Genomic DNA, 24,826 nt, shown 5'->3' with positions numbered 1-24,826 from the left:
CCGCCCTGATACGCGGCACCCGGGACAGGGCTCCGCCCCTGCCTCCGCGCTGCTCCTTCAGGCCGTGACTTTCGAGGCCACGGCACCAGCAGACACGCCAGTGCCCTGTTCACGAAGACGTGCGTCCACTCCACGTCCGCGTTCGGGCCCGAGTCCGTGTCCGTGTCCGCGCATCCCCTCCCTTCTCCTCACCATGCTGCGCGCCCACTCAGGCGTGCCACGCTCTGCACTTCCGGCGGGAGTTCACCATGCCCAGAAACACCACCACACCCAGCGCAAACCCGATGAGCCGACGGCTGTTCCTCGCCGCCACGGGAGCCGTTTCTCTGGGGGCCGCCCTCACCGCCTGCGGTGGCGGTGACTCCGGCGGCTCCTCCTCCGCCTCGGCCAAGCGCGTGAGCCAGGCCGACATCGACAAGGCCATGAAGACCCCGACCGAGCTGACGTTCTGGACCTGGGTCCCGAACGTCGACAAGGAGGTCGCGCTCTTCGAGAAGAAGTACCCGGCCGTCAAGGTCAAGGTTGTCAACGCCGGTCAGGGCACGCCCCAGTACACCAAGCTGCGTACGGCGCTGAAGGCCGGCAGCGGGGCGCCGGACATGGTCCAGATCGAGTACCAGGCCATCCCGACCTTCACGATCACCGACAGCCTGCTGGATCTGCGGCCGTACGGGGCCTCGGCGCTCAAGCCGACGTTCGTGGACTGGACCTGGGGCCAGATCAGCGGCAGCAACGGTGAGGTCTGGGCGATCCCGCAGGACACCGGTCCGATGGGCATGCTGTACCGGCACGACATCTTCGAGAAGCACGGCATCGACGTCCCGGGCACCTGGGACGAGTTCGCGGCCGCCGCACGCAAGCTCCACAAGGCCGACCCGGACGTCTTTCTCACGAACCTCGCGGCCAACCAGGTCGCCGCCTGGCACGGGCTGCTCTGGCAGGCGGGCGCCAAGCCCTATGTCACCTCGGGCAAGAGCGACATCACCATCAGCGTGGACGACTCCGTCTCGCAGAAGCTCGGCGCCTACTGGGGCGGGCTCGCGAAGGAGGGGGTCATCGGTGTCGAGCCTGACTTCACCGACTCCTGGTACGCCGCCCTCAACAAGGGCAAGTACGCCACCTGGATCACCGCCGCCTGGGGTCCGGTGTTCCTGTCCGGCTCCGCCAAGGCCACGGCCGGCAAGTGGCGGGCGGCCCCGCTGCCGCAGTGGGACGCCGCCAAGCCCAGCTCCGGCAACTGGGGCGGCTCCACCACCGCGGTGATCCGCTCCACCAAGAACCCCGTCGCCGCGGCGATGTTCGCGCAGTTTCTCAACAGCGACCCGGCCAGCGCGAAGATGTTCGCCACCGAGCAGTTCTTCTTCCCCGCCACCAAGGCCCTGCTCACGGACGCGTCGTTCACCGGGGACGCCCCCTCCTTCTACGGCGGACAGAAGGTCAACCAGGTCTTCGCCGACATCAGCTCCACGGTCAACTCCTCCTTCCAGTGGCCCCCGTTCCTCGACCAGGCGGCGACCGACTGGACCGAGACGGTCGGCAAGTCCCTCGCGGACCAGACCGACACCGTGCGGGCGCTGGGCAGTTGGCAGTCGCGGCTGACGACGTACGCCAAGAACCAGGGCTTCACCGTCAAGACGTCGTAACGCCCCACCGGGTCCCACGCCCGCGGCTCCATGCGCGCCGCACACGGTGCGGGACCCGTCATCCATCCCCACTGACCAGTCCTCGCCTTCAGAAAGGGCCGACGATGACTGCCACAACCACGGCCTCGCCCAAGGGCCGACGCCGAGACGGGCCGACACGGCGGGCGGCAGGGCCCCTGTTCATCGCACCGTTCATGGTGCTGTTCCTTCTGCTCTTCCTCCTCCCGCTCGGCTACGCCGCCTACCTCAGCCTCTTCCGGAGCCGCTTGATCGGCGGCACCGTCTTCGTCGGCCTCGACAACTACACGCAGGCCCTGGAAGACCCGCAACTCCTGCACGGCGTCGGCCGGGTGGCCCTGTTCTTCGTGATCCAGGTGCCGGTGATGCTGCTGCTCGCGCTGCTTTTCGCCCTCGCGCTCGACAGTGGTCTGCTGCGGCTCGGCCGCGTGATCCGGCTCGGCATCTTCGTGCCGTACGCCGTGCCGAGTGTGATCGCCGCGCTCATGTGGGGTTACCTGTACGGTCCGGACTTCGGTCCGTTCGCCCAACTGAGCCGGAAGATGCACCTGCCCGTCCCGGACTTCCTCAGCGACGGCTGGATGCTCGGCAGCCTGGCGAACATCGTGACCTGGGAGTTCGTCGGCTACAACATGATCATCCTGTACGCCGCCCTGCGTACGATCCCGAGCGAACTGTATGAGGCCGCCGCGATGGACGGCGCCGGCGCCTTCCGTATCGCCTGGTCCATCAAACTTCCCGCGCTCAGGCCCGCGCTGACCCTGACGCTGTTGTTCTCCGTGATCGGCAGCTTCCAGCTGTTCAACGAGCCCAACCTGCTGATGAAGGTGGCCCCGGACGTCATCAGCAGCTCCTACACCGCCAACCTGTACGCCTACTCCCTCGCGTTCACCGGCCAGCAGGTCAACTACGCGGCCACGGTGTCCTTCCTCCTCGGCCTGGTCATCGTGATCGTGTCCTACGGCTTCCTGCTCACCGCCAACCGCAGGAGGACCCCATGACGACCACGGTCACCCCGCGAGCCTCGGCGGCCGAGGCACCCGGCCGTACTCCTCGCTCGATCAGGCGCGTGCCCGGCAGGACCCGTTCCGCCCAGCGCCGCAGTACCCCGCTCACCATCGCCATGCTGGCGGTGCTCGCGTACTTCCTCCTGCCGTTGTTCTGGCTTCTCGTCGCCTCGACGAAGAGCACCCAGGACCTGTTCAACAGTTTCGGCCTGTGGTTCTCGCACAGCCCGCAGTTCCTGGCGAACATCAAGGCGACGTTCAGCCAGGACGACGGGGTGTTCGGGCGCTGGCTGCTCAACACGATCCTGTACGCGGGGGTGAGTGCGTTCGGCGCCGCTCTGCTCGCGGCCGCCGCGGGCTACGGCTTCGCCAAGTACCGCTTCCGCGGACACCGCGCCGGGTTCAACCTGGTCCTCGGCGCCATCATGATCCCGACCACCGCCCTGGCGATCCCCACCTATCTGCTCTTCGCCAAGGCCGGCCTGGTCAACACCCCGTGGGCGGTCGTCCTGCCCTCGCTCGTCAGCCCCTTCGGCCTCTACCTCATGCGCATCTACGCCGAGGACGCCGTCCCCGACAGCCTCATCGAGGCCGCCCGCATGGACGGGGCCGGGGAGGCCCGGATCTTCTTCACCATCGCGCTGCGGCTGCTGGCACCGGGTCTGGTGACCGTCGTGCTGTTCACGCTCGTCGCGACCTGGAACAACTACTTCCTGCCGCTGATCATGCTCAACGACCCGAAGCTGTACCCCATCACGGTCGGGCTGTCCACCTGGGCCGCCCAGGCACAGAACGGCGGGGCCGGCGCCAGCAGCGACATGCTGGCCCTGGTGGTGACCGGGTCGCTGGTCTCGATCGTCCCGCTCGTCCTGGCCTTCCTCATGCTCCAGCGGTACTGGCAGAGCGGCCTGGCCACCGGAAGCGTCAAGCAATAGCCCCCCTCACCCTCCCGGAGGTTCCATCATGGCGGTTCTGCCCGCCCGCGTCCTGTTCGGTGCTGCCTACTACCACGAGTACCAGCCCGTCCATGACCCCGAGTTCCGCCCGGCCGAGCGCCTCAAGACCGACCTCGACCTCATGACCGAGGCACGCTTCACTGTGATCCGGGTCGGCGAGTCGGTCTGGTCGACCTGGGAGCCGGAGAACGGCCGCTTCGACCTCGACTGGCTCGGGCCGGTCCTCGACGGCGCCCACGAGCGCGGCATCTCCGTCATCCTGGGCACCCCCACGTACGCCGTCCCGCCGTGGCTGGCCCGGCAGTACCCGGAGATCACCGGCGAGCGCAGGACGGGTGAACGGATCGGCTGGGGCGCCCGGCAGGAGGTGGACTTCACACACCCGGCGTTCCGGTTCCACGCCGAGCGGATCATCCGGAAGATCGTCGCCCGGTACGCGGATCACCCCGCGGTCATCGGTTTCCAGGTCGACAACGAACCGGGTCTGGAACTGTTCCACAATCGAGGCGTCTTCCAGCGGTTCGTGGACCATCTGCGGGCGAAGTACGGGGACGTCGAGACCCTGAACCGCGAGTGGGGGCTGGTGTACTGGTCGCACCGGCTGTCGACCTGGGCCGATCTGTGGACCCCGGACGGCAACGCGCAGCCCCAGTACGACGTCGCCTGGCGGGAGTTCCAGGCCCGTCAGGTCACCGAGTTCATCGGCTGGCAGGCGGACATCGTGCGTGAGTACGCCCGCCCCGAGCAGTTCGTCACCACCTGCATCTCCTACACCCGCCCTGCGGTCGAGGACGACGAACTCACCGACCGTCTCGACATCGCCACCGGGAATCCCTACTACACGATGCAGGACGGCCTGCTCCTGCCGGACCCCACCCCCGACGGCCACGAGCAGCAGTGGAAGACCACCGGCACCTGGGCCATGTACCAGACCGCCGACTGGATGTTCTCCTCCCGGCAGGCGCCGTTCCTGGTCACCGAGACCAACGCCGGCTCGATCGGGTTCCCCTGGGACAACCGGCCCGCCTACGACGGCCAGTGGCGCCAGGCGGCCTGGGCGCTGGTCGGGCGCGGGGCCCGCATGATCGAGTACTGGCACTGGCACACCCTGCACTTCGGCGCGGAGACCTACTGGGGCGGGATCCTCCCGCACACCGGCCGCCCCGGGCGCACCTACGCCGAACTCAGCCGTCTCGGCGCGGAGTTCGAGACCGCGGGAGTGCTGGTAGCCGGTCTCGAACCCGATGCCGACATCACGATGCTGTACTCGACGCCGAGCAAGTGGCTGATGCAGAAGTACCCGCCACTGGCCAAGCCCGACGGTGAACCCGACACCGCTGCATACCACCGCATCTTCGACCCCTTCTACCGGGGCGCCTTCGACGCCGGCCGCCAGGTGCGCATCGTCCACGAACGGCAGTTGCACGACCCGCGAGGGGAGCGCGAGGGGCTGACGCCCGAGGAAGCCGCCCGGCGTCACCCCGTGCTCGTCGTGCCGGCGTTCTACATCGCCGCCGACTCGACCCTCGACTGGCTCGCCGCCTATGCCCACGCAGGCGGCCATCTGGTCCTCGGCCCCCGCACCGGCTACGCCGACCACGAGGCTCGCGCCCGCACCGAACCGGTCCCCGGCCGGCTGACGGACGCGGCCGGAGTCTCGTACGACGAATTCAGCAACCTCGTCCAGGAGGTCCCCGTGCGGTCCCTGCCCGGTGGATATCTCGATCTCCCGGACGGCGCCACGGCGACCCTGTGGGCCGACGGGCTCATCCCGGCAGATGCGGAGGTGCTTGTCACCTACGACCACCCGCACTTCGGCCGCTGGCCCGCGGTCACCACCCGTCGCCACGGGGCGGGCCGGGTCACCCATGTCGGCACGGTCCCGGGCCGCGGCTTCGCCAGGGGACTCGCCCAGTGGCTGACGCCCGTCGCACGCAGTGGGTGGGAGGACCTGCCGCAGTCCGTCACGGCCACCACCGGCACGTCCGCGGACGGCCGCCGGGTCCATATGATCCACAACTGGAGCTGGGCGTCCGTCACGGTCACGCCCCCGGAGGAGCTGACCGACGTCCTCAGCGGTGATTCCGTCGCCGCCGGCGCGGCACTGGACCTGGGCGCCTGGGACGTCCGGGTGTTCACCACCGGCGGCAGCGCAACGGCCGCCATGGGCTGAGGTGCCCCGGCCGAGGGGCAGGCCCGGGCAGGCAGTCGGTCCACCGGGGCCTGGCGACGTCCTCACTCTCAGGTGGGCCCGACCACATCGTGGGGTGCAGATAAGGGCGCCTGACCGGTATATGGCCAGGTCAGGCGCCTAGTTCTGGGCCTGGAAGAAGCCCGGCTTCTCTCAGTCCGCGTCTCGACGTCGTGGTCAAGCCCCTCCAACTGCCGTCGGAGTTCGCGGCCCGCAGCCGCGGTCACGAACGACCAGGGAAACCCGCCCCTCGCGGCCTTCGGGGGGCGCGCAGTGGTCGGCTGGCTCCGCTCGTATCCCGCGGGTCGCCGAACGCTGGTGGCCCGACCTCTTCGCGAAGCGAGAGGGCGGTCGATGAAGGGCGACGGCAGCAGGTGGGAGTTCGAGACGCGTCGGGTGCACACGGGCGCCGTACCGGACCCCACCACCAGCGCACGCGCCGTGCCGGTCCACCAGACCTGAGATGGGAGATGGCCGGATTGGACGCCACCGGGCTGAAGACGGCCTACATCTGGGCCAGGGCGAGCGCGCGATCGTACTGCTGCGGGGGCCGGCCGTCTGCGGACCCACTGGAAGATCCGCAGACGGCGTCCACGAGGCACAATTCGCGCTCGCCCGCATGCACATCTGCCGGCCGCCCGCGAGCCGCTTTCTGCCAAAAGCTCTGATCTGATCTAAGTGGCGGTCCATAGAGGCTCTCGCGACCCTGCGCGATCCGCGCACGCCGGCTTTCCAGCGTGACGCAGCCCGGTCCGGGCTTCTATGCCGCGACGCGGCCTCCTCCTGTCGACGGCTTCATAGCCAACCGTTCAATTGCTTCATGGGGTTGTCTGTCCGCCGCTGCAGGCGGCGCCCGGCTCGGGAGTCTGTGCGCCCTGGACGTACTTGTTCAGGAACTGCTCGACCCGGGAGTCGGAGGCCTTTGAGACGCTGAGCTGGTGGCCCCAGGCGGAAAGCATGACAGGGCCGGACTGCGTCTTGTACGGGCTCATCAAGGTGTAAGAGGTCTGGGAGACCCTGTCGCTGAGGGTCTTGATGTCGGCTGCGCTGGCCTTGGCGTTGTACGTGACCCAGACCGCGCCGTGCTCCATCGAGTGCACGGCCTTGTCGCTGGCGACCGGCTGGGTGTAGACGGTGCCGTCGCAGTTCATCCACGTCTCGCTGTGGTCGCCGCCGACCGGCGGGTTGGTCGTGTCATCGGCGTTGCCGGTCACGTGCGAACGGCCGAGCTTCTTGGCGTCCGAGATCTCCTCGCCGCGGATCGGCTTTTTGGCCGCGGCGGCCTTTTGGTCCTCCTTCTCGTTGGCGCTGTTGACGGCGTACGTGCCCCAGCCGATCAGGCCGGCGGTGATGACCGAGCTGATCGTGATGATGAGGATGCGGTTGCGGCGATCCCGGGCCTTTTGGGCGCGGCGCATCTCCTCGATTTTGGCCTGGCGCGCGGTGGTGGCCTGCTTCTTACTGGTCTTGCTCATGATCGTGTCATCCTCGTCCCCGCCCTGTGTCGTCGGGCGGCGGTGGCTGCAGGGTGTGGATGCGCGGATGCCGGGCGCGTGAGCGCACGGCAGCGTGGCATCCGTCTAGGTCCGTTGCACCTGGAGGACGTGGAGATCGGGAGCGGGGTCGGTCGGCAGTGGTGGAGCGGCCCGGGAGGACGCGTCCGGCGGCCCTGGCAGGTCCGGCGGCCGGGGCAGGACGGCGGGCAGCGGCGGGATGGGCGCGGCGAGCACGGCTCGTTCGCCCTCGGCAGCCGGTTCGCAGCACACGTCCTGGGAAGGGCAGTCAGCCGGGTGTGTGACCGGGGCCATGTGGTGCCCGTCCGGGACATCCGCCGGGACCACGGGGGCGGACATGGCGGTCATGGAGGCGGTGGTCGGGTCGCCATGCCCGTGGGAGAAGTACCCGAGACTCATCACCATCACGGCGAGCACCAGCAGCAGAGCAGTGCGGAACGCCGCGGTATGCGTGGTCCACCGCGATCCGCGGACTGTGTGCTGGGTCCGGTTCTCCATCACAGTTGATTTTAGGCGGTTCCTGTGGCTCGCTCGGACGCTCAGTGGCCGTGGCCGTCCTCGTTCGCCGCTGACACCGAGGGTCCGGCGGGTGACGTTGTGGTGGTCGAGAGCCGTCAGGGTCTCGTGCAGGGTGGGGCCGGTCTCGTCGAGGGTGATGTCGAGTCAGGTGGCACGCTCTGGTTCCTGTGGGAGGAACTGGTCAAGAACTTCAAGGACTCACCCCGGGCGTCCCCATCCGGCTGGGGTGAGTCCTCACCCGCAGCCCCGGCCGCACCGGTCGGCACGGCTGGGCATCATCGTGGAGGTGACCGTCGCTGCTCCGCTGCTTCCCCTCCTGGTGGCGTGCGGGCCCTGACTCCTGCAGGACCCGCACCATCCCCAATCAATTGCGCTTTCGCGCGGACGGCACCTCATGCCGGGAGCCCAAGTCCTTCCTGAGAACGCCGGGGAGCCCAACGCTCGAACAGGGAAACCCGCTTCGAAGTGCCATGCAAAAGGTTACTACTAATTTCCTTAGCTGAAGGATGATCCTGTCCTGAACCGCAGGGCCGCCGCACGCGTCACCTCCGGGCCGAGATCGCGCAGAGCGGGGACGAGGGCGGCAAGGGTGAGCGGGCCGCCTACCCGGACAGTGGCGGCGAGAACGTACAGGAACATGCGGACGCTGCTCCAACTGGCGGCGAACACAGGAAGATTGTGCCGTGGTTGACAAGGCGGCCCGCACGCCGGACGGCTTTTGGCGTGCAGGTTCTCAGGCACCTTTGAGATCGCGGCGGGCGAACGCCGCCATTCCGGCAGCCGCCGCGACGAAGCCGAGGGCGATGAGGACGGCGACGCTGTCCCAGCGCACGTCGGCGGCCGGGGCGCGGGCGATGTGGTGCAGGACCGAGAGGTCGAGCAGCCAATTGCTCGCGTTGAGACCGGCGCCGACGATCTCGACCAGGAACGACCACGCCACGACGCCGTACGTCACGGCACCGGCGAAGCGAGGCGCCAGGCCGTGCGCCAGTGTCCCGACGCCGAGGACGAAGACGCCGACGGGAACGACGTTGACGCCGGCGGCCAGCAGGTCCGTGATGGTCACGGATGCGCCGGTGATCGTGGCGCCCAGCCAGGTGAACAGACCGGTGGCCACTCCGGCGCCGGCCAGCGCCGCGGCGGCCACCGTGAAACGGCCTGCCAGCCAGGGGATACGTGCCATGGGCCGCGCGAGCAGGTGATCGAGGTAGCCCTCCGCCTCCTCCTCGCGGGTGGCGGTCACGTGTCCCGCGGCGGCCAGGCCGACGAGGACCGCGACGATGAGGAAGAGCAGACCGAGGTAGGCGTCACCGCCGCCGGCCCCGGCGAGGCGCTGGATGACACCGCCGGAATCGCTGTCCGCCCAGATGTTGTCGATCGTCCTGGTGCTCATGCCGAGTACGAGCCCGCCGACCGCCAGGCCTCCGATCCAGCCGAGCGAGGTGCGCAGGCCGAGACGAAGGGCCAGGCCGAGCGGGCTGTTGAGGAGCCGGGTCCTGGCGACCGCCGTGTCGTGCGCGGGCAGCACACTCGCCCCCAGGTCGCGTCGGCCTGCCAGGGCGACCGTCAGCGCAGCCAGAGCTACGACAGAACCGACGATGGGTACCAGCACCAGCGGCCGGCTCGCGGTGAGCGGACGCAGTTCGTCGACCCATCCCAGAGGAGTGACCCAGTGCAGCCACCGCAACGACGTCCCGCTGTAGGCGAGCGAGCGCAGCAGATAGGCGATGCCGAACACGGTCGCCGCGACCGCCGCCGCCTGACGGCGGGTGGCGGCGAGCTGACTGCACAGTGCCCCGACGGCGAGGAACATCGCTGTCGCCGCCACGGTCGCGAGGGCCCCGAACATCCCGGCGCTCACGGAGAACGGCGGGTCGGCGGAGCGGCCGAAGACCACCAGGGCCGCCGCGGTCATCGCCCACAGCACCAGCAGACCGACGCCCAGGCCGGCCAGCATGCCGAGCGTCGTCCGCCGGCGCGTGGTCGGCCCGGCCAGCAGTAGCTCGACCCGCCCGGCGTCCTCCTCGCCGCGCAGGAGACGGGTACTGGCGAGGAGCCCCCACACCCCGCCCATGACGCCGAGCATGCCGGTCATGTGGTACGCGGTGTAGCCGGCCACGGTCCCGAGGTGGTGCGCCGGACCGAAAATGGCCTGCTGGCCGACGTCGGAGCCCATGGTCGCCACCAGCCGCGCCCGGTCAGCCGCGGTCGGGTACGTGTTGGCGAACTCGTTGATGAGCACCCAGACGACCAAGGCGAAGATCATTCCCCAGACCAGCGCCCCGCGGACCATCTGCCGGGCGGTACGCCCGACCGGCACCAGGCCCGGGAACCGCGTCACCGACATACGGCCGTGGACCGTCTCAACGGCTTCAGCGGCCACCGGAGGCCACCTCCTGCTTCGGCCGGGTCGGTTCGGCACCGTACCGGGCGAGGAACAGTTCCTCCAACGAGGGCTCCCGGCTGAGCAGTTGGGTCACACGTGCTGCCGTCAGCCGGTCCAGCAGCGGTTCGACCGAGCCTTGCACCCGCAGCCGCACCCGGTTGCCCTCGACCTCGATCTCGCTCACGCCGGGTACGTGGGACAGATCCGGCGGCGTCGAGGTGAAGGTCGCCTCGATCGCCAGCGCCGACAGGTGCCGCAACTCGGCGAGCGTTCCGATCTCCACCAGATGGCCGCCGCGCAGGATCGCGACCCGGTCGCACAGCGCCTCGACCTCGCTGAGGATGTGAGAGGACAGGAAGACGGTCTGCCCGGCCGCCTTCGCGTCCAGCACGCACCGGCGGAATTCCCGCTCCATCAGCGGATCCAGGCCACTGGTCGGCTCGTCCAGCAACAGCAGGTCCGCGCGGCTCATCAGCCCGGCGATCAGCCCGAGCTTCTGGCGGTTGCCCTTCGAGTAGCTGCGCACCTTCTTGGACGGGTCGAGCGCGAACCGCTCGATCAGCTCGTCCCGGTACGCGGTGTCGACCCGGCCCTGCACCCGGCCCAACAGGTGCAGTGTCTCCCCGCCGGTCAACGAGGGCCACAGGCTGGTCTCCCCGCCGACGTAGGCCAGCCGCCGGTGGGCCGCGGCCATGTCGTGCCGGACGTCCAGGCCGAAGACCGACGCGCTGCCCGAGGTCGGATGCAGCAGTCCCAGCAGCAGCCGGATCGTCGTCGTCTTCCCCGCTCCGTTCGGGCCGAGGTACCCGAGTACTTCGCCTGCCGCGACCTCAAGGTCGAGCGGGGCCAGGGCATCGACGTCTCCGAAGCGTTTGGAGAGTCCTTTTACCCGGATTGCCGTCTCCATCGCCCATCTCCTTTGTTCGCGTGACCTGTTGTCTCAGCGGGCCCCTGCCGTGTCGGCAGGATGGGTGGCGTGCGTCTGCGCGGTGTCCAGGGCGGTGGCGTCGGCGGCAGCGTCGATGAGGGCAGAGCCGTGATGAAGCCGACGCCCCACAGCCTCCAGAGCTCGACGGACACGTGGTCGGCGAGGAGAGGGGCGAGGGGCGCAGCACCGAGGTCCCCGGGAGCGCCGGATCGGGTTGCTACCTCCTGTCGGCGGTCCGGTCCGTCATGCGGTCGTGCTGCCTCGGCGGAACCGTGGTGGTGCTGTGGTGCTTCCCGATGCGCGGCCAGAAGGCGGGGGTATGGGCGGCGTACGCCTCCCAGTCGGCGCCGAAGTGTTCGGCGACCTCTCGCTCTTCGCTGCGGGCCAGCCGCGCGTACACGTACACCAGGATCGGGAACATGATCAGAGTGGGGATGGTGGGCCACTGCAGCAGGAACCCGATCATGATGAGCAGGAAGCCGTCGTACTGCGGGTGCCGCACGTGGGCATACAGGCCGGTGATGGCCAGCCGGTCGTACCGGGCGGCCTCGTGCAGCACCTTCCAGGCGGAGGCGATCAGCCAGAAGCCGGCGCCGAGGGCGACGTAACTGGCCAGGTGGAAGGGGCTCAGGTGCGGGTCACCGGTCCAACCCGTCAGGTCGTTCCACAGGTGGCCGCCGGCATGGGTGTCCTTCAGCAGCGGGAAGCGCGAGCCGAGCCAGCTGCCCAGCAGGTAGATCGTCAGCGGGGTGCCGTACATCTCGGTGAACAGCGCGATCAGGAAGGCGCTGTAGGCGCCCATCGCCCGCCAGTCCCGCTTGCTCTTCGGGTGGAAGAAGCTTACGGCGAAGGCGATGAACAAAAGGGTGTTGAGTACGACCAGTGGCCACAGGCCGTATCCGGCGTCGGCCATCATGTCCTCCTTGTGGTGCGTTCTTCGACAGCGAGGTTGTGCATTCTTGTGCGCGAAGCGGCCGCGTCGATCTGGCCGTGCAGCCGCAGGCCCGCGTCGGGCCGGCACTGACGGCGGGGCACGAACGGCTCTGCCTTCGCAGGGCTCGTGCAGCGGCGGAGGCGGCGTTGCTCCCGCTGTTTCCTAGGCAAGGCCATGGCCGTAAGGGTGTTGGTGACCCGTCTTGCGAAGGGGAACTCGGTCGTCGTCGGCAGACTGGTCGGTGTGGCAGTGCCCGCCATGCGTGCCCTCGCCATGCGTGCCCTCGCCGTGCATGCCGCGCATCATGAAGAACAGCATCAGCGGGCAGCCGGCCAGGAGCCCAAGCCCGATGACGGTGCTGATGGGTACGCCCAGAGCTACGGGCCCGACCACCAGGACGGCCGCAGCGAGGGCGTAGAGCGGTCGCTTGTCGTTCCTCATGACGTCACCTCGTCGGATACCCCTACCCGGTACGGGTGTTCCATCTCGAGCGTGATCCACTCGTCTATCGGCGGGCAGGGGCCAGGCGTGCCGTGCGGGAGGGCCGGTGTTCCCCGGTCGGCGGGGCCGGACGGCCCCTTTCTTGCGCGTCCTGGGCGCCTGGCTGGTCGGCACCGAAGAGCTCGTGGGCCGGATGCGGCGGCTCCTCTTTCCCCGTCGGTCGGTCGCCATTCGTATCCACGTCCCCGACCGCTGTTCGACGACCAGCGCGCCGTGGATCATGTTCATGCCGTAGCGAAGCCGAACGAGCCCACCTGCCCCGGCAGGAGCACGGACGGTGGTGCGCTCGAAGGCCGGTGGCCCCGAGCTGGTCGCCGGCTTCGGGTACACAACCTCCTGACTCCTGCCGGTCGAAGACCAGGACCGTACGTGCCTGGCGCGGGCCGAAGAAGAACCAGCCCAACTCGCCGATCAACGCTGCGGACAACAGGGCCACGGCCAGATCAGCCACACCCATGACGCACCCCTCCGAGCCGGGAAGTGATACGCACCCACCGCGGCCCCGGGTACCCCCACCACGTAGGGGTCACCTCTCCCGCCCACCGGCCGGCCCCTGCGTCCCGTCCACCGCTACGAAGGAGATTGGTAGTACCCCGCCATTACGGTGGGGTAGACGGAGTCCTTCCACCCTTCACTGAGAGAAGGGATCACCCATGATGCTCTGGTACAACGACCACGACATCAGCGGCTGGGGCTGGTTCGGTATGTCCCTCGGGATGGTTGTCTTCTGGGGGCTGATCATCACCGCCTTCGTGCTGCTTTACCGCGCCCTGACCCGGCCGCCCGAACACACCGGCGCCTCCACCCCGCCGTGTGCTCCCCCCGCGTCCGCCACCCCGGAGCAGTTGCTTGCCGAGCGGTTCGCCCGCGGCGAGATCGACGAGGAGGAGTATGAGCGCCGACTGGAGGTGCTGCGCACTGGCGGGCCCACCCTGACCAAGCAGTGACCAGAGCGCTGCCAGGGTCTGGAGCAGTTCGCTTCCGAGAGGAGAAACACCACGCCGGTGATCGCGCGCATCGGCGGGCGGCCGACGAGCGGGCACGCGCCCTGCTGCTGGACGCTCTCGGCGGCAAACTGCCCTCCGCTCCGAAAGCGGGAACGTTTGCGACCGGGACCGAGACCGGCACCAGCGAGATTCTGGGCGAGTTCCGGCCGGCCCGGGGCGTCTCCGGCAAAGGCGACGCCATCCTGCTCGGCCTGGCCGCAGCAGCCACGGCCGGCGGTCTGTGGCTGTCCCACCGGTGGCGACCCCCGCACACCATCCGAGAACTCGAGCACCGCGATGCGGGGGAGGAATCATGACCACCCGTCGGCACTCATCGGGACACGGCACCGCTCGGGCCACCTCCGCCGCGGGTGAGGCGTCCCCCCGGTCCGGCAGGTTCCGCCGCGCCGTCGACGCGGTCGACGAGCCGCCGAGCCCGGCGGACCGCAGTTCGCGCACCGAGTGAGCCCCCGGTCCCCGCTGCGCACGGCCCCGGCAGGCCCGAACCCGCACCCGGCGGAGCCGACGCATGACGGGGACCGCACAAGCGCGGGCGGCCTGCCGGACGGGGCCGAACGGCCTTCTTCGCCACGGTCATGGTCTTCTTGCTGACGTCGACGGTGCTGGTCACGGCGTCACTGATGGTGCAGGCCCTCTGCGTCGGAATCAGCGGGACGGTGTGAGCGGGAGGGTGTCCGTGTACCCGTTGAACGGACGGTCGACCCTCTTGACCGTCTGGGTGTCCAGCGCGACCGGGGCGGAACTCGTGCCCAGGGTCCCGCCCGCGTGCCAGGTGCCGGTGACGGTCACCCAGGTGTTGGCCGGCAGGACCGGAGCCTTGTAGATCCGTACCTGCACCGACTGGGCGTCCGCCGCACAGCAGTTGAGCATGAGCCGGGTCAGGTACCAGCTGCCGCCCTTCTTGTCGGGCGTGACGAAACCGGTCATCTGGATGGTGCGGCCCTTCACATCCTGCTTGCGGTCCTGTTGTACGCGGCTGGTGAAGTCACCGAGAGTCATCGGAACTGGCGAGACCGCTGGCAGCGGGTCGAAGTCTTCCTGCTTCACGACCGCCTTCGGAGCCTGACGTGAGGCGGTGAAGGCGCCCAGGGCGGGCGGGGTGTAGAAGAGCAGGCTCAGCGCGGGGAGGAAGAGCAGCCAGGCGACCTTGGGAATGGGGTGGCCGTGACTGTGACTGTGGCCCGCGCGGTCCGCATGTCGACGTCCACGGCCCGCCTTCCACTGCGTCCAGGCTTCTGCCACGCCGAGCACGAGCAGCAGCACCCCTGATGTGATCAGTAGCGGCAGCATCCTTGGTTTGACGTATCTGAGATAGAGGTCGGTGAAGAGCGAAACGTGCAGCAGGCCGAGGCCGCTGAGGACGAGCAGGGCCGCCTGCAGGGGGCGTTTCACAGCAGTATTCCTCCGATGAGCGCGCTGCACACAATCGCGGCGACCGTCGTGACGGTGGAGAAGCGGACCGCGAAGGCCCGGCCGAAAGTACCCGCCTGGAGGGCGATCAGCTTCAGGTCGACCATGGGCCCGACCACCATGAACGCCAGCCGCGCGACCGGCGAGAAGCCGGTGAGCGAGGCCGCGAGGAACGCGTCGGCCTCGGAACACACCGCGAGCAGGATGGCGAGCGCGGCCAGGAACAGTACCCCGAGCCAGGGTGAGCCGGAGAACATGTCGAGTACGGACCGCGGGACCGTGACATTGAAGGTGGCCGCCGCCATAGCGCCGAGGACCAGGAAGCCGCCCGCGTGCAGGAAGTCGTGCTGGAAGGCGTGGCGAAACTCCGTCCAGCGGCTGTGTCCGTGCTGGTGTCCTTCGTGGCGTACGGTGGGCCGCAACCACTCTTCCCGGCCCAGCCAGAGCCACAGCCAGCCCATCACGGCCGCGGTGGCGAGCGAGGCGAGCAGGCGGGCCAGCACCATGGCCGGACTGTTGGGGAAGGCGATGGCCGTGGTGGTCAGCACGACTGGGTTGATGGCGGGTGCCGAGAGCAGGAACGCGAAGGCGGCGGCCGGGGTGACTCCCCGGCCGATGAGGCTGTTCGCGACCGGTACGGAAGCGCACTCGCAGCCGGGCAGAACGACTCCGGCGATCCCGGCGGCCGGGACGGCGAGCGCGGGCCGCTTCGGCAGCATCCGCTGGAACACCCGCGCCGGCACGAACGCGTTGATCGCCCCGGACACAGCCGTACCGAGCAGCAGGAAGGGCGTCGCCTGCACCGTGATGGCGAGGCACACGGTCCGCCATGCCTGGAACGCCGGCGCGTCCCCCCACAGGCCCATGACGACGACTGCCGTACCGGGGAGGACGGCTGCTCCGAGCAGCAGCAAAGGCCAGTATCGGGGCCAGCCGCGTCCGGGGGCGGCGTCGGTGGCCGTGACGGCCGCTGTGGCCGCGTATGACCCCGCGGCCCGTTCGTGTGTCTTTTGCACGCCGACTCCGAATGTCCGATGGCCGAACAGAAGATAGCGGGCGTCGAGCCGGTTCTGCGAATCAGCTTAGGAGTTGTACGCGTCCGTCGACGTTCGACGGCGGAAGGACACTGAGCCGACCCGGTTGTCCGCGGTTCGCGGCGCGAGCGCCCTCTTCTCCTCGATGCAGCCGTGGCACCAGATCAGCAGCGCGGCCGCCCAGATGACGGCGAAGGAGTACGACGACGTAGCCGACGAGAGAACAATCAGACGGACAGCGGCCGCTGGCCGGCGGAGACCAGCTTGCGAGTCGCGTTGTCGACGACGGCGATGTGGTCGACGTCGAAGACGTGCCGCATGCCGGGGACGTACGTGGTGCCGCCGAGGCCGGCACCGAGGCGCCCTGGCTGCCCCTCTCGACGAAGTGCTACGTACCGGCTGTGCGCCCGAGCCGACAGCGTCCCGCACGCCCGACATGCGGCCCCTTCCACGGCCGTCCGGTCCCGCACTCCCGCACCACCAACTCGCCCTCGGAAACAACATTTTCGATCACGACACCCCGACCTGGTGGACCCACAGGTCCTGGAGGAGCGCTTCAGCAACGGCCGTTCATGATCGCGGATTTGTGACCCTCCGTGGCCTGGCGCTGAGGGCCGCACATGCGGTCAGACCGAGGGGCCGCATGGCGCGTCCATTCCGCCACCGTCCTGTGGCCCGCGGAGTCGCGCCCAGGGGCCTGTCGGCCCCGCGGACGGTACAGCAAGCCCCTACGCGGTAGGGGTATCCCGGGCCAGGATTGAATGTGCACTCTTGTGCAGGCGTGCACGCGGAGTGGCAGAGAGGAGGCGTACGGAGATGGCCACAGCCCTCGGGCGTGTTTCGCCGGTGGTCCAATCGCCCGGCTACCACGACCAGAAGGCCGATCATCTGTCCCGGCTGCGCAAGATCGAGGGCCAGGTGCGCGGTGTGACGCGGATGGTCGACGAAGAGCGGCACTGCATCGATGTCGTCACCCAGATAAGTGCCGTCACCCGTGCACTCCAGGAGGTCGCCCTGGGTCTGCTCGACGAGCACGCAAAGCACTGCGTCCTGGACGCGGCCCGCTCCGACCCGGCCGAGGCTGAGACGAAGCTGGGCGAACTCGCCCTCGCCATGCGCCGGTTGACACGCATGTGATCGAGTACAACTGAGCTGGCCTCGATGCGATGCGGTAACTGCGGTGCTCCTGCGCGGGTCTCGCTGACGTGTTCGGGGCAGGTCTTGATTCGGCAGGGAGGGTTGCGGGGACCGTTGCCGCTTGCGCAGATGGCGCGGATGCCGTCGGCGAGCGGCTCACGGGTGTGGATCTCCAGCCGGACGCACGGCTGCTGCGGATCGGCGTTCATCGGCCCGCCCGGTGGAGCAGCGCGGTGTCGGGCCGCCAGCCCAGCTCGGGCGCGATCAGGTGCCGTAGGTCGTGACGACGTTGCCGCTGAGCAGGTTCAGGCCGTGCTCGGCGGCCCACCGGACCGAGCGCAGACTGCTACCGCCGTACCAGATGCGGTCCACCAGGCCGGGGTTGTGCGGTTGCAGCCGCGGCCGCCGGGTGTTGCCCGGCGACTGGATCACCGCGTCCGGGCCGCCGAGGTAGTCGCCGCGCAGGCTGTCGATGACGCGGACGATCCTGCCGTAGGACAGGTCGAAGCTGCGCCAGTCCCCGTCGTACACCAGGTCGCCGAGGAGTTCGGCATGCGGCATGCCGGTGCTGAAGCCGGCCTGGAGCCGGCCGCGGGACAGCACGTCGGCCAGCGCCAGGTCCTTGGCGAGCCGGAACGGGCTCTCGTACCCGATCGGGATGACTGCGGTCCCCAGCTCGACCCGTTCGGTGCGCTGGCCGGCCGCTGCGAGGAAGACCGCGGCCGAGCCGACACCGTGCTCGAGATGACGTTGCCGGATCCAGGCGCCGTCGAAGCCCAGCCGTTCGCCGTACTCGAACAGCTGCAGCGTCTCCTCCAGGCCGGTGTACGGGTCGTCGTCGGCGAAGTTGCCCGGCGTGAGAAAGGCCAGCGAGCTGATTGCAGGGATGCTCATGCGGTGTTCGTCCCTCTTGGTCGGGGTCCTCTCGGTGGCGCCGGGTACTCAGGAGCCGCCTCGCTCGCGGGGGATCTTCTCCCCGGCCTCGATCGCCACGGGCAGCCGGTTCTCGGCCGGCGGCAGCGGGCAGGTGGCCAGGTCGGTGTAGGCGCACGGCAGGTTCGTCGCCCGGTTGAAGTCCAGGACGACCGTGCCGTCGGCTGCGGGCGGGCCGAGAGCGAGGGCCCGGTTGGCCCCGTAGGTGGTGACCCCTGAGGTCGCGTCGGTGAACAGCACCAGCAGACTGCCCTGGCTGTGTCCGGGGAACGCGGTCAACGCCAGAGGCCGTCCGTCCAGCTCGAACTCCACCCGGCCCGGCGCGTCGTACACGTGCTCCAGGCCCTCGACCGCCGCGCCCACGGTCGTCGGTCGTGGCTCGTCGAATGCCGTGTAGCGGCCGGTCACCGCCCAGCGGGGATGCGGGGCGTAGGCGGGAGTGCCGGTGAAGGCGGTGCGCAGCGGGGTGTCCGGGTGCCGGGGACGGACGATGTCGTGTCCGCCGCGCTTGGCCACCTCGATCACGGCGTCGCCCCAGACCGCGTCGACTTTGCCGCGCTCCGGGAGCACCCCGAAGCGGTGCTCGCCACGGACGGGGGTTCCGTCCACGACCAGTTCCTCATCCTCGTCGAGGACCACGACGACCCCGTCGGCGCCGGTCGACCAGGCACCCGGAGCGTCCGGGAAGCGCTGTGGCTCGTCACCGAGCCAGTGCAGGCCGGTGACGGCGAGGAACCCGTGCGGGTCGGCGAGTCGTGCCTCCTGCCGGGTGTGCCATTCCTCCCAGTCGCGGGTGAACGCGGACAGGTCTGCCATGGTGCCCTGAACGGTCATGCGTGCTCCTTCGCTTCCAGCGGTTCGTATGCGGCCGTGGAGTGACGGCCGCCGGGGATCGCCGCGAGCAGTTCACGGGTGTACTCGTGGCGGGGGCGGGTGAAGAGCTCGTCGGTGGTACCCGTCTCGACGATGCGGCCGGCCCGCATGACGGCGACCTCGTGCGCGATCTGGCGTACGACGGCGAGGTCGTGCCAGATGAACAGGTACGCCACCTCGGTGTCGGCCAGCAGGTCGAGGACCTGGGCCTGGACGGAGACATCGAGCGCGGACACCGGCTCGTCGCAGACCACCAGGTCGGGGAAGAGCGCCAGGGCGCGGGCGATCGCGACGCGCTGCCGCTGGCCGCCGGACAGTTCCGCCGGGCGGCGCTCCAGCGTCGACGTGATGCGGTTGGTGGCCAGCACGGTCGTGGCGATCGCCAGGCCGGGCAATGCGGCGAGCCATCAGGCGTTGCCCAGGTAGTTGCGGCCGTCGGAGATCAACGTGCCCCATTCCGGCGCGGGGGGTGGCGCCCCGTAGCCGAGGAAACTCAGTGACGACACGGCCAGGACGGAGGTGCCGAAGTCGAGGGTGGCCAGGACGATCACCGGGCCGGCCGCGTTGGGCAGTACGTGCCGGCCGAGGACCGAGTACCAGTGGGCCCTGCACGAGCGGGACGCCTCGACGAACACCGCCTGTCGCACCCGCAGCACCTCCGCGCGCGTCACCCGGGCGAAGGCTGCGACGCCAGCGGCCCCGACCGCGACGGCGACCTTCACTGTTCCGTAGCCCAGCGCCGTGACCAGCGCCAGGGACGGAACAGCGCCGGGATCGACAGCAGTACGTCGACGAAGCGCATCAGCACGTCGTCCACCCAACGGCCGACGAAACCGTCGGCCAGGCCGAGCAGACCGCCGACCACGAAGGCGACCGCCACTGCGATGAGCGTGGCCTTCAACGACAGCTGCGCACCGTGCACCACCCGGGAGAACAGGTCGCGTCCCAGCTCGTCGGTACCGAACCCGCACCGTGAGCGGATCGACCACCGTGGTGCTCTCCACACCGCTGAGATACCCCTGAGCCAGCGTCCCCAGGGCGCCGAGCCTCGGCACCGCGTCGAAGTTGTCCTTGACCGCCTGCGCGGTCAGCGGCGTCCCGTCGCTGAAGGTGACACCGGATCTTAGGTGGAAGGTGAAGGTCGTCGTGTCCGTGCTGATGTCCCAGCTCTTCGCCAGCCACGGCACGATCTTGCCGGTCTTGGGGTCCTGGTCGGTCAGGGAGTCGACCACCTGGCGCAGCGAGTAGACGGTGTCGTTGCTGGCGACCTGCTGCGGATCCACGCAGCCGGCGTTGGAACCCACCGCGAAGGTCAGCGTGCCGCCGGACCTGGCCTGGCTGCTGCCACTGCCGGACGAGCATGCGGTCAGCAGCATACTGGTTGTCAGGAGTGCGGTCAGGGCCGCCCATCGGGCAGGGCGGGAATCCGGATGCGATATCACGGAATGAGTTCTCCTACTCGAACGCCGTCATTGCACTTGCCGCGAGGACAATGGAGATGCGTGGATGGCGTTGCTCCCGAGGAAGAGCGACACGGCTAAAGCGGAGTAAGGGGAAAAGATCAGGAGTTTGCGCGGGCGTCAAAACCAGCGGTGTACGTCCTCGGACGGCCGACGGGACGAAGTCAGTCCTGACACAGGCAGCTGGTGGTGCGCTGCAGGTCGATGTGGCGTCGGCGGGAGAATCGGGAGAGAACCGCCGCAGCGATGGAGGGACTTGAGATGCTGCTGTGCCGCACGCTCATTCCTCCATGTTCCAGGCCCCTGCCGCAGGGCCACGCGCTTGCCGGGTCGGCGACCCGGCCGGGCTTTCACCTGGAGCACCCCACCGCGTCGGAGGGTTGCCGGTCAGCAAGCCAGGGCTTGATGCTGACACTCAATGCCAGTTGAAACTTTACCGATCGCCGCCGTAGCTCGTCAATGTCGAGAGGTGAGTCGGAAAACTCACGGCGGCGCGTCGAGTGTGGCGGATCGAGGCTCCGATGTAGATCCAGGTGCTGGGGAATGTCCTGATGATCCACCGCGCCGCGGCTGTTTCGGAGTCACGAGAACGCTGTCCGTTCGTTCAGCGGCTGACGAGCAGGCCCCGGCTGCGCAGTACCCACCGTCCAGCGGGCTGAAGATCAGCAGGTCGATGGCGATACCGACGAGCAGGATCAAGAAGATGGCCAGGAACACCTGCGGCATGCTCGAGTTGTTCCGCCCGTTCTCCAGCAACTGGCCGAGTCCGACGCCCAGATCGGGCGAGGACGCGATGATCTCGGCGGCCATGAGCGAGCGCCACGAGAACGCCCAGCCCTGCTTCAGCCCTGCCAGATATCCGGGCAGCGCCCCCGGCATCACGATGTGCCAGGCCCCGCGCAGCCCGGTCGCGCCCAGCGTCCGTCCGGCGCGCAGGAACAGCGGCGGGATCTGGTCGACGCCCGCGACGAGGCCGTTGGCGATGGACGGGACCGCACCGAGCAGGATCACGGCGTACATCATTGAGTCGTTCAGGCCCAGCCAGATCACGGCGGGCGGCACCCAGGCCACCGACGGCAGCGACTGCAGACCGGACAGGACCGGGCCGATGGCCGCTCGCACGAACCTCACCCGGGCGACCAGCAGGCCCAGCGGCGTCCCGATGACGAGCGCCAGCAGGAAGCCGAGCAGACCGCGCGAGACGCTCGTCCAGATGTAGCCGACCAGCGTGCCCTGCAGCCAGGCGTCACGTAGCTCGCCCCACACGTCGGACGGCGAGGGCAGCTTGTAGTCGGGAGCGACCTTTGCCCACACCAGCAACTGCCAGACCACCAGCACCAGTACGACGGCGGTGACGGGCGGCAGCACCTTGCGTATCAGCGTCTCGCGCAGCGGTGTACGACCGGCCTGCACCGAGTCCAGCGCGTCGAGCCCGGCCTCCAGACCCGTCAGATCGTGCGGATCCCGGGGCTCCCCGGCTCCGGGAGAGCCGTCCTTCTCGATGTCGGCACCGGTGTCAGTGCTGGCCATGGCGGCGGATCTCCCCACGCAGTTCTTCGGTGATCTCGACGGACAGCTCGGCGACCGCGCTGTCCTCGATGCGGCGCGGCTGCGGAATGCCGACCGTCCACTCCCGGGCGATGCGCCCCGGCCGCGAGGAAAGCAGCACTACGCGCTCTGCCAGCCGCACGGCTTCCCGCACGTTGTGCGTCACGAACAGCACCGACAGACCTGTTTCGCGCCAGATGCGGGTCAGCTCGTCGTGCAGTACGTCACGGGTGATCGCGTCAAGGGCGGCGAACGGCTCGTCCATCAGCAGCAGTCGGCTGTCCTGGGCCAGCGCACGGGCCAGCGCGACGCGCTGTCGCATACCTCCGGACAGTTCGTGCACCCGCTTGCGGTAAGCGCCGTGCAGCCGTACGAGGTCCAGCAGCCGTTCCGCCTCCTGCCGGCGCTCCGGCTTGGCGACCCCGCGCAGCTTCAGCGCGAGTTCTATGTTCTTGCCCGCGGTCAGCCACGGGAACAGCGCGTGTTCCTGGAACATCAGGGCGGGCCGGCCGTCCGTGCTGATGGAGCCGGCGGACGGCCGGTCCAGTCCCGCGACCAGGTTGAGCAGAGTGGACTTGCCGCAGCCGGAGGCCCCCAGGAGGGTGACGAACTCGCCCGGTGCGACATCGAGCGTGATGTCGTCCAGGACGAGCTGCTGTCCACCGGGCGTGCCCGGGGCGGGGAAGGACTTCGAGACGTGCTCGATACGGGCGGCGTGCGTCACCGACGTGGCGTCCTCGGCAGCCTTGGCAATCGTGGTGGCCATGGTCGTCACCTCCTGGGTACTCATCGGGTCCGGTCGGCGTTACTGGGCGCCGAGACCGGCGTCGCTGACCTCGGACTTGCCCTCGGCCTTGAGGACCTTGTTGAGCAGGGTGAGGTCGTAGATGCCCTTCAGATCGGGCTTGTCCAGCAGGCCGGCCTTCACCGCGTGCTCCGCCTCGGTGTCGAGGGTCGCGGCCAGCGGGTCGTCGAGGAGGGTGATGGACTTCCAGGCCGGGTCGATGACGGCGGCGGGCAGCGCCTTGCCCGACAGCTTCTCCAGTGCCGCGTTGGCGGCCGCCTTCGCCTTGTCCGGGTTGGCGTTGATCCACGCGTTGGTCTTCACGGAGCCGCGCAGCACGGCCTCGACGACGTCGGGGTGCTCCTTGAGGAACTTCTGCGACACGATGATGTTCGTGATCACGAACTTCTTGTCGGGCCACAGCGACGACTCGTCCAGCAGCGCCTTGCCGCCCTCGGCGACGAGCTTGGACGCGGTCGGCTCCGGTACCCAGGCGCCGTCGACGGAGCCGGACTTGTAGGCGTCCGGGGTGATCTTGTTGTCGGTGCGGACCACCGACACGTCGCCCTTGCCGCTCTCGGCGTCGACCTTCCAGCCCTGGTCGGCGATCCAGTTGAGGAACGCGACGTCCTGGGTGTTGCCGAGCTGGGGGGTGGCGATCTTCTTGCCCTTGACGTCCGCCAGGGACTTGATCTTCTTCGGGTTGACGACCAGCTTCACGCCGCCGGAGGCGGAACCGCCGATGATGCGCAGATTCTTGCCGTTCGACTTGGTGTAGCCGTTGATGGCAGGGGAGGGGCCGATCCAGCCGATGTCGATGGATCCGGCGTTCAGCGCCTCGATCTCGGAGGGGCCGGCGTTGAAGGTGGACGCCTTGATCTCGGTTCCGCCGAGTTCCTTCTGGAACAGGCCCTCCTGGACGCCCACCAGGGCCGTGGCGTGCGTGAGGTTGGGGAAATAGCCGATCTTCACCTCGTCGGTGGAGAGCTTCTTGGCACCCGCCGCGACCGCGGTCTGCTTGCCGTCGTCGGTGGACTTGGAACCGTAGCCACAGGCGGTCAGAAGGACGGGGATCGTGGCCATGACGGCGATGGTGCGCAGGGTGGTGAGCGGTCTCGCGGCAGACACGGAGGTGTCCTTTCAGGAACGGGTGATCAGGGCGGTACGAAAATGTGAGGCGAAAGCCTGTCGGACGCACCGACACCCCACTACCCCGCCCGTCGGCGGCACGCATGCCGGCGGGTGCTGAGAAGTGGGACGTGGGGGACGCGGTCGGCCGAGGGCGACCGATCCGTCGGCGAGGCGGAGCGGCGGGGAAACAGCGCTGGTTGGGAGAGAGTCAGGCTCTGTGGCGTCGGAGGGGCCGACAGATGGCACTGGAGGTACGACCGAGGTCGATGTGGTGACGCGAGGTCAGAAGGGGCAGCATGCGGCCCGTGTGGTCGAGCGTTCTCATGGCCACCCTCGCATATCCCTAGTTTTCCCACCTGGCTGATAGGGATCGTGGCAGAACGGCGCGCCCATCCCAAGGGGTCTTTCGTATGATGGACATAGCAATCTCACTTTATGAGATCGACTGTGAGTGGCCCAGTGTGTCAGGGGTTTACCAGGCGTCCGGAACGTTGGTCAACACGGGTAAATGGGTGGGCAGTTGGGCCGATGAGTAGTTGGCGAGCGACTCACCTTCAAGGATCTCGCGCACGTTGGACGGCAGCGCGATTCACAGGGAGAAGTCGCGACTGGGCGGGGTCGGCGAGGACAGCTCCGGGAGGCGAATCCCGCGCTCCGAGACCAGCGGTCCGTCCGCGGTGCGGATGACGTCGGCGATGCTGACGGACTCGGCGGGCAGCGTCCCCTGCGGCTTGCCGACCGTCATGGTCAGGCCGCGGTGGGGCGTCTGGTGGAGGTGTCGTCGCTTTGATGACGTGGCTGACGGTGCCGTCGACACGGCGGGGAGGATGCCGGCCGACCATGTCTGCCTGGGCGCCGGCCCATGCTCGCATGGCGGATGTCCCTCACGCCGAGCGGCTGTGAGACACCGAG

Annotated in this window: 27 protein-coding genes, 3 pseudogenes and 1 riboswitch; of the genes and pseudogenes, 8 read left to right on the top strand and 22 right to left on the bottom strand. The window is 69.0% G+C overall.

Annotated elements, in window-relative coordinates; translation table 11 throughout:
• The first annotated feature begins 248 nt into the window (after positions 1-248).
• The 4 genes from ACSYGN_RS02495 (at position 249) to ACSYGN_RS02480 (ending at position 5,797) form a co-directional block, all read left to right on the top strand.
• A complete protein-coding gene (locus tag ACSYGN_RS02495) occupies positions 249-1,643 on the top strand; it encodes an ABC transporter substrate-binding protein (protein WP_460391317.1) in 1,395 nt (464 codons plus the stop codon).
• 104 nt (positions 1,644-1,747) lie between these two features.
• Positions 1,748-2,662 (top strand): carbohydrate ABC transporter permease, encoded by a 915-nt coding sequence (locus ACSYGN_RS02490; protein WP_460391315.1) that lies wholly within the window; start codon positions 1,748-1,750, stop codon positions 2,660-2,662.
• A complete protein-coding gene (locus ACSYGN_RS02485; protein WP_460391313.1) occupies positions 2,659-3,603 on the top strand; it encodes a carbohydrate ABC transporter permease in 945 nt (314 codons plus the stop codon). The genes ACSYGN_RS02490 and ACSYGN_RS02485 overlap by 4 nt, the downstream gene beginning before the upstream one ends.
• Before the next feature lie 28 nt (positions 3,604-3,631).
• The gene (locus tag ACSYGN_RS02480; protein ID WP_460391311.1) at positions 3,632-5,797 is read left to right on the top strand and encodes a beta-galactosidase; all 2,166 of its coding nucleotides are present in this window, start codon (positions 3,632-3,634) and stop codon (positions 5,795-5,797) included.
• A gap of 836 nt (positions 5,798-6,633) precedes the next feature.
• On the opposite strand, the gene ACSYGN_RS02475 is transcribed toward ACSYGN_RS02480, so the two are convergent.
• From ACSYGN_RS02475 to ACSYGN_RS02445, 7 genes are all read right to left on the bottom strand, one after another.
• On the bottom strand, positions 6,634-7,290 hold the full coding sequence (locus ACSYGN_RS02475) for a DUF3105 domain-containing protein (RefSeq protein WP_460391309.1): 657 nt from the start codon (positions 7,288-7,290) through the stop codon (positions 6,634-6,636).
• Positions 7,291-7,395: 105 nt separating this feature from the next.
• On the bottom strand, positions 7,396-7,827 hold the full coding sequence (locus tag ACSYGN_RS02470; RefSeq protein WP_460391307.1) for a hypothetical protein: 432 nt from the start codon (positions 7,825-7,827) through the stop codon (positions 7,396-7,398).
• Between the two features lie 516 nt (positions 7,828-8,343).
• Positions 8,344-8,517: a hypothetical protein gene (locus ACSYGN_RS02465; RefSeq protein ID WP_460391305.1), complete on the bottom strand. Its 174-nt coding sequence runs from the start codon at positions 8,515-8,517 to the stop codon at positions 8,344-8,346.
• A 64-nt stretch (positions 8,518-8,581) separates the two neighbouring features.
• Complete coding sequence (locus tag ACSYGN_RS02460; RefSeq protein ID WP_460391303.1) at positions 8,582-10,231, bottom strand: ABC transporter permease subunit; 1,650 nt, start codon at positions 10,229-10,231, stop codon at positions 8,582-8,584.
• Positions 10,221-11,141, bottom strand: a complete 921-nt coding sequence (locus ACSYGN_RS02455) for an ABC transporter ATP-binding protein (RefSeq protein ID WP_460391301.1) — start codon at positions 11,139-11,141, stop codon at positions 10,221-10,223. The genes ACSYGN_RS02460 and ACSYGN_RS02455 overlap by 11 nt, the downstream gene beginning before the upstream one ends.
• A gap of 238 nt (positions 11,142-11,379) precedes the next feature.
• Positions 11,380-12,075 (bottom strand): methyltransferase family protein, encoded by a 696-nt coding sequence (locus ACSYGN_RS02450; RefSeq protein WP_460391299.1) that lies wholly within the window; start codon positions 12,073-12,075, stop codon positions 11,380-11,382.
• A 183-nt stretch (positions 12,076-12,258) separates the two neighbouring features.
• Complete coding sequence (locus ACSYGN_RS02445; RefSeq protein WP_460391297.1) at positions 12,259-12,537, bottom strand: hypothetical protein; 279 nt, start codon at positions 12,535-12,537, stop codon at positions 12,259-12,261.
• 713 nt (positions 12,538-13,250) lie between these two features.
• Here ACSYGN_RS02445 and ACSYGN_RS02440 point away from each other — a divergent pair.
• The 3 genes from ACSYGN_RS02440 to ACSYGN_RS02430 are packed head-to-tail and all read left to right on the top strand — an operon-like array spanning position 13,251 to position 14,049.
• Positions 13,251-13,544 carry an SHOCT domain-containing protein gene (locus ACSYGN_RS02440; RefSeq protein WP_460391295.1) on the top strand — a complete coding sequence of 98 codons (294 nt, stop codon included), beginning with the start codon at positions 13,251-13,253 and terminating at the stop codon, positions 13,542-13,544.
• Positions 13,541-13,900, top strand: coding sequence for a hypothetical protein (locus ACSYGN_RS02435; protein WP_460391293.1), 360 nt, complete (start codon positions 13,541-13,543; stop codon positions 13,898-13,900). Before ACSYGN_RS02440 ends, ACSYGN_RS02435 begins: the two co-directional genes overlap by 4 nt.
• Entirely contained in the window at positions 13,897-14,049 is a 153-nt protein-coding gene (locus tag ACSYGN_RS02430) for a hypothetical protein (protein WP_460391291.1), read from the top strand. The genes ACSYGN_RS02435 and ACSYGN_RS02430 overlap by 4 nt, the downstream gene beginning before the upstream one ends.
• A 200-nt stretch (positions 14,050-14,249) precedes the next feature.
• Here ACSYGN_RS02430 and ACSYGN_RS02425 read toward each other — a convergent pair whose 3' ends face one another.
• From ACSYGN_RS02425 to ACSYGN_RS02415, 3 genes are all read right to left on the bottom strand, one after another.
• Positions 14,250-14,996, bottom strand: a complete 747-nt coding sequence (locus ACSYGN_RS02425; RefSeq protein ID WP_460391289.1) for a TIGR03943 family putative permease subunit — start codon at positions 14,994-14,996, stop codon at positions 14,250-14,252.
• Positions 14,993-16,030: a permease gene (locus ACSYGN_RS02420; protein ID WP_460391287.1), complete on the bottom strand. Its 1,038-nt coding sequence runs from the start codon at positions 16,028-16,030 to the stop codon at positions 14,993-14,995. The genes ACSYGN_RS02425 and ACSYGN_RS02420 overlap by 4 nt, the downstream gene beginning before the upstream one ends.
• 245 nt (positions 16,031-16,275) lie before the next feature.
• Positions 16,276-16,500, bottom strand: a complete 225-nt coding sequence (locus ACSYGN_RS02415) for a HoxN/HupN/NixA family nickel/cobalt transporter (protein WP_460403179.1) — start codon at positions 16,498-16,500, stop codon at positions 16,276-16,278.
• A gap of 364 nt (positions 16,501-16,864) precedes the next feature.
• On the opposite strand from ACSYGN_RS02415, the gene ACSYGN_RS02410 reads away from it, so the two are divergent.
• Positions 16,865-17,185, top strand: coding sequence for a metal-sensitive transcriptional regulator (locus tag ACSYGN_RS02410; RefSeq protein ID WP_460391285.1), 321 nt, complete (start codon positions 16,865-16,867; stop codon positions 17,183-17,185).
• A 264-nt stretch (positions 17,186-17,449) separates the two neighbouring features.
• Here the strand turns inward: ACSYGN_RS02410 and ACSYGN_RS02405 are convergent, their stop codons facing one another.
• The 12 genes and pseudogenes from ACSYGN_RS02405 to ACSYGN_RS02350 form a co-directional block, all read right to left on the bottom strand.
• Positions 17,450-18,079 carry an LLM class flavin-dependent oxidoreductase gene (locus ACSYGN_RS02405; RefSeq protein WP_460391283.1) on the bottom strand — a complete coding sequence of 210 codons (630 nt, stop codon included), beginning with the start codon at positions 18,077-18,079 and terminating at the stop codon, positions 17,450-17,452.
• A 48-nt stretch (positions 18,080-18,127) separates the two neighbouring features.
• Positions 18,128-18,952 (bottom strand): DUF1684 domain-containing protein, encoded by an 825-nt coding sequence (locus tag ACSYGN_RS02400; protein ID WP_460391281.1) that lies wholly within the window; start codon positions 18,950-18,952, stop codon positions 18,128-18,130.
• Positions 18,949-19,335 (bottom strand): annotated as a pseudogene (locus ACSYGN_RS02395) (ATP-binding cassette domain-containing protein); the annotation flags it as partial. The gene ACSYGN_RS02400 and the pseudogene ACSYGN_RS02395, both read right to left, overlap by 4 nt.
• 63 nt (positions 19,336-19,398) lie before the next feature.
• Positions 19,399-19,713, bottom strand: coding sequence for an ABC transporter permease (locus ACSYGN_RS02390; RefSeq protein WP_460403177.1), 315 nt, complete (start codon positions 19,711-19,713; stop codon positions 19,399-19,401).
• Entirely contained in the window at positions 19,710-19,997 is a 288-nt protein-coding gene (locus ACSYGN_RS02385) for a hypothetical protein (RefSeq protein WP_460403951.1), read from the bottom strand. Before ACSYGN_RS02385 ends, ACSYGN_RS02390 begins: the two co-directional genes overlap by 4 nt.
• Positions 19,942-20,433: pseudogene (locus ACSYGN_RS02380) on the bottom strand (ABC transporter substrate-binding protein); the annotation flags it as partial. The pseudogene ACSYGN_RS02380 and the gene ACSYGN_RS02385, both read right to left, overlap by 56 nt.
• A 182-nt stretch (positions 20,434-20,615) precedes the next feature.
• Positions 20,616-20,735: a putative leader peptide gene (locus tag ACSYGN_RS02375; protein WP_460391279.1), complete on the bottom strand. Its 120-nt coding sequence runs from the start codon at positions 20,733-20,735 to the stop codon at positions 20,616-20,618.
• A gap of 29 nt (positions 20,736-20,764) precedes the next feature.
• Positions 20,765-20,874: riboswitch (SAM riboswitch) on the bottom strand.
• A 181-nt stretch (positions 20,875-21,055) separates the two neighbouring features.
• Positions 21,056-21,981 (bottom strand): annotated as a pseudogene (locus ACSYGN_RS02370) (ABC transporter permease).
• On the bottom strand, positions 21,968-22,765 hold the full coding sequence (locus tag ACSYGN_RS02365; RefSeq protein ID WP_460391277.1) for an ABC transporter ATP-binding protein: 798 nt from the start codon (positions 22,763-22,765) through the stop codon (positions 21,968-21,970). Before ACSYGN_RS02365 ends, ACSYGN_RS02370 begins: the two are co-directional and overlap by 14 nt.
• A 39-nt stretch (positions 22,766-22,804) precedes the next feature.
• The gene (locus tag ACSYGN_RS02360; RefSeq protein WP_460391275.1) at positions 22,805-23,911 is read right to left on the bottom strand and encodes an aliphatic sulfonate ABC transporter substrate-binding protein; all 1,107 of its coding nucleotides are present in this window, start codon (positions 23,909-23,911) and stop codon (positions 22,805-22,807) included.
• 211 nt (positions 23,912-24,122) lie between these two features.
• Entirely contained in the window at positions 24,123-24,212 is a 90-nt protein-coding gene (locus ACSYGN_RS02355; RefSeq protein WP_460403175.1) for a putative leader peptide, read from the bottom strand.
• 291 nt (positions 24,213-24,503) lie between these two features.
• The gene (locus ACSYGN_RS02350; protein WP_460391273.1) at positions 24,504-24,731 is read right to left on the bottom strand and encodes a hypothetical protein; all 228 of its coding nucleotides are present in this window, start codon (positions 24,729-24,731) and stop codon (positions 24,504-24,506) included.
• Positions 24,732-24,826 lie beyond the last annotated feature (95 nt).

Source organism: Streptomyces sp. YIM S03343 (assembly GCF_054729195.1).
The sequence above is the reverse complement of the archived record's forward strand: the minus strand, read 5'-3'. Positions and strand labels throughout refer to the sequence as shown.

What these genes read in the sequence shown, in the direction of transcription:
- ACSYGN_RS02495 (WP_460391317.1), top strand. Translation starts at nt 249, where the DNA reads ATGCCCAGAAACACCACCACACCCAGCGCAAACCCGATGAGCCGACGG.
- ACSYGN_RS02490 (WP_460391315.1), top strand. Translation starts at nt 1,748, where the DNA reads ATGACTGCCACAACCACGGCCTCGCCCAAGGGCCGACGCCGAGACGGG.
- ACSYGN_RS02485 (WP_460391313.1), top strand. Translation starts at nt 2,659, where the DNA reads ATGACGACCACGGTCACCCCGCGAGCCTCGGCGGCCGAGGCACCCGGC.
- ACSYGN_RS02480 (WP_460391311.1), top strand. Translation starts at nt 3,632, where the DNA reads ATGGCGGTTCTGCCCGCCCGCGTCCTGTTCGGTGCTGCCTACTACCAC.
- ACSYGN_RS02475 (WP_460391309.1), bottom strand. Translation starts at nt 7,290, where the DNA reads ATGAGCAAGACCAGTAAGAAGCAGGCCACCACCGCGCGCCAGGCCAAA.
- ACSYGN_RS02470 (WP_460391307.1), bottom strand. Translation starts at nt 7,827, where the DNA reads ATGGAGAACCGGACCCAGCACACAGTCCGCGGATCGCGGTGGACCACG.
- ACSYGN_RS02455 (WP_460391301.1), bottom strand. Translation starts at nt 11,141, where the DNA reads ATGGAGACGGCAATCCGGGTAAAAGGACTCTCCAAACGCTTCGGAGAC.
- ACSYGN_RS02450 (WP_460391299.1), bottom strand. Translation starts at nt 12,075, where the DNA reads ATGGCCGACGCCGGATACGGCCTGTGGCCACTGGTCGTACTCAACACC.
- ACSYGN_RS02445 (WP_460391297.1), bottom strand. Translation starts at nt 12,537, where the DNA reads ATGAGGAACGACAAGCGACCGCTCTACGCCCTCGCTGCGGCCGTCCTG.
- ACSYGN_RS02440 (WP_460391295.1), top strand. Translation starts at nt 13,251, where the DNA reads ATGATGCTCTGGTACAACGACCACGACATCAGCGGCTGGGGCTGGTTC.
- ACSYGN_RS02430 (WP_460391291.1), top strand. Translation starts at nt 13,897, where the DNA reads ATGACCACCCGTCGGCACTCATCGGGACACGGCACCGCTCGGGCCACC.
- ACSYGN_RS02410 (WP_460391285.1), top strand. Translation starts at nt 16,865, where the DNA reads ATGGCCACAGCCCTCGGGCGTGTTTCGCCGGTGGTCCAATCGCCCGGC.
- ACSYGN_RS02405 (WP_460391283.1), bottom strand. Translation starts at nt 18,079, where the DNA reads ATGAGCATCCCTGCAATCAGCTCGCTGGCCTTTCTCACGCCGGGCAAC.
- ACSYGN_RS02400 (WP_460391281.1), bottom strand. Translation starts at nt 18,952, where the DNA reads ATGACCGTTCAGGGCACCATGGCAGACCTGTCCGCGTTCACCCGCGAC.
- ACSYGN_RS02375 (WP_460391279.1), bottom strand. Translation starts at nt 20,735, where the DNA reads ATGAGCGTGCGGCACAGCAGCATCTCAAGTCCCTCCATCGCTGCGGCG.
- ACSYGN_RS02365 (WP_460391277.1), bottom strand. Translation starts at nt 22,765, where the DNA reads ATGGCCACCACGATTGCCAAGGCTGCCGAGGACGCCACGTCGGTGACG.
- ACSYGN_RS02355 (WP_460403175.1), bottom strand. Translation starts at nt 24,212, where the DNA reads ATGCTGCCCCTTCTGACCTCGCGTCACCACATCGACCTCGGTCGTACC.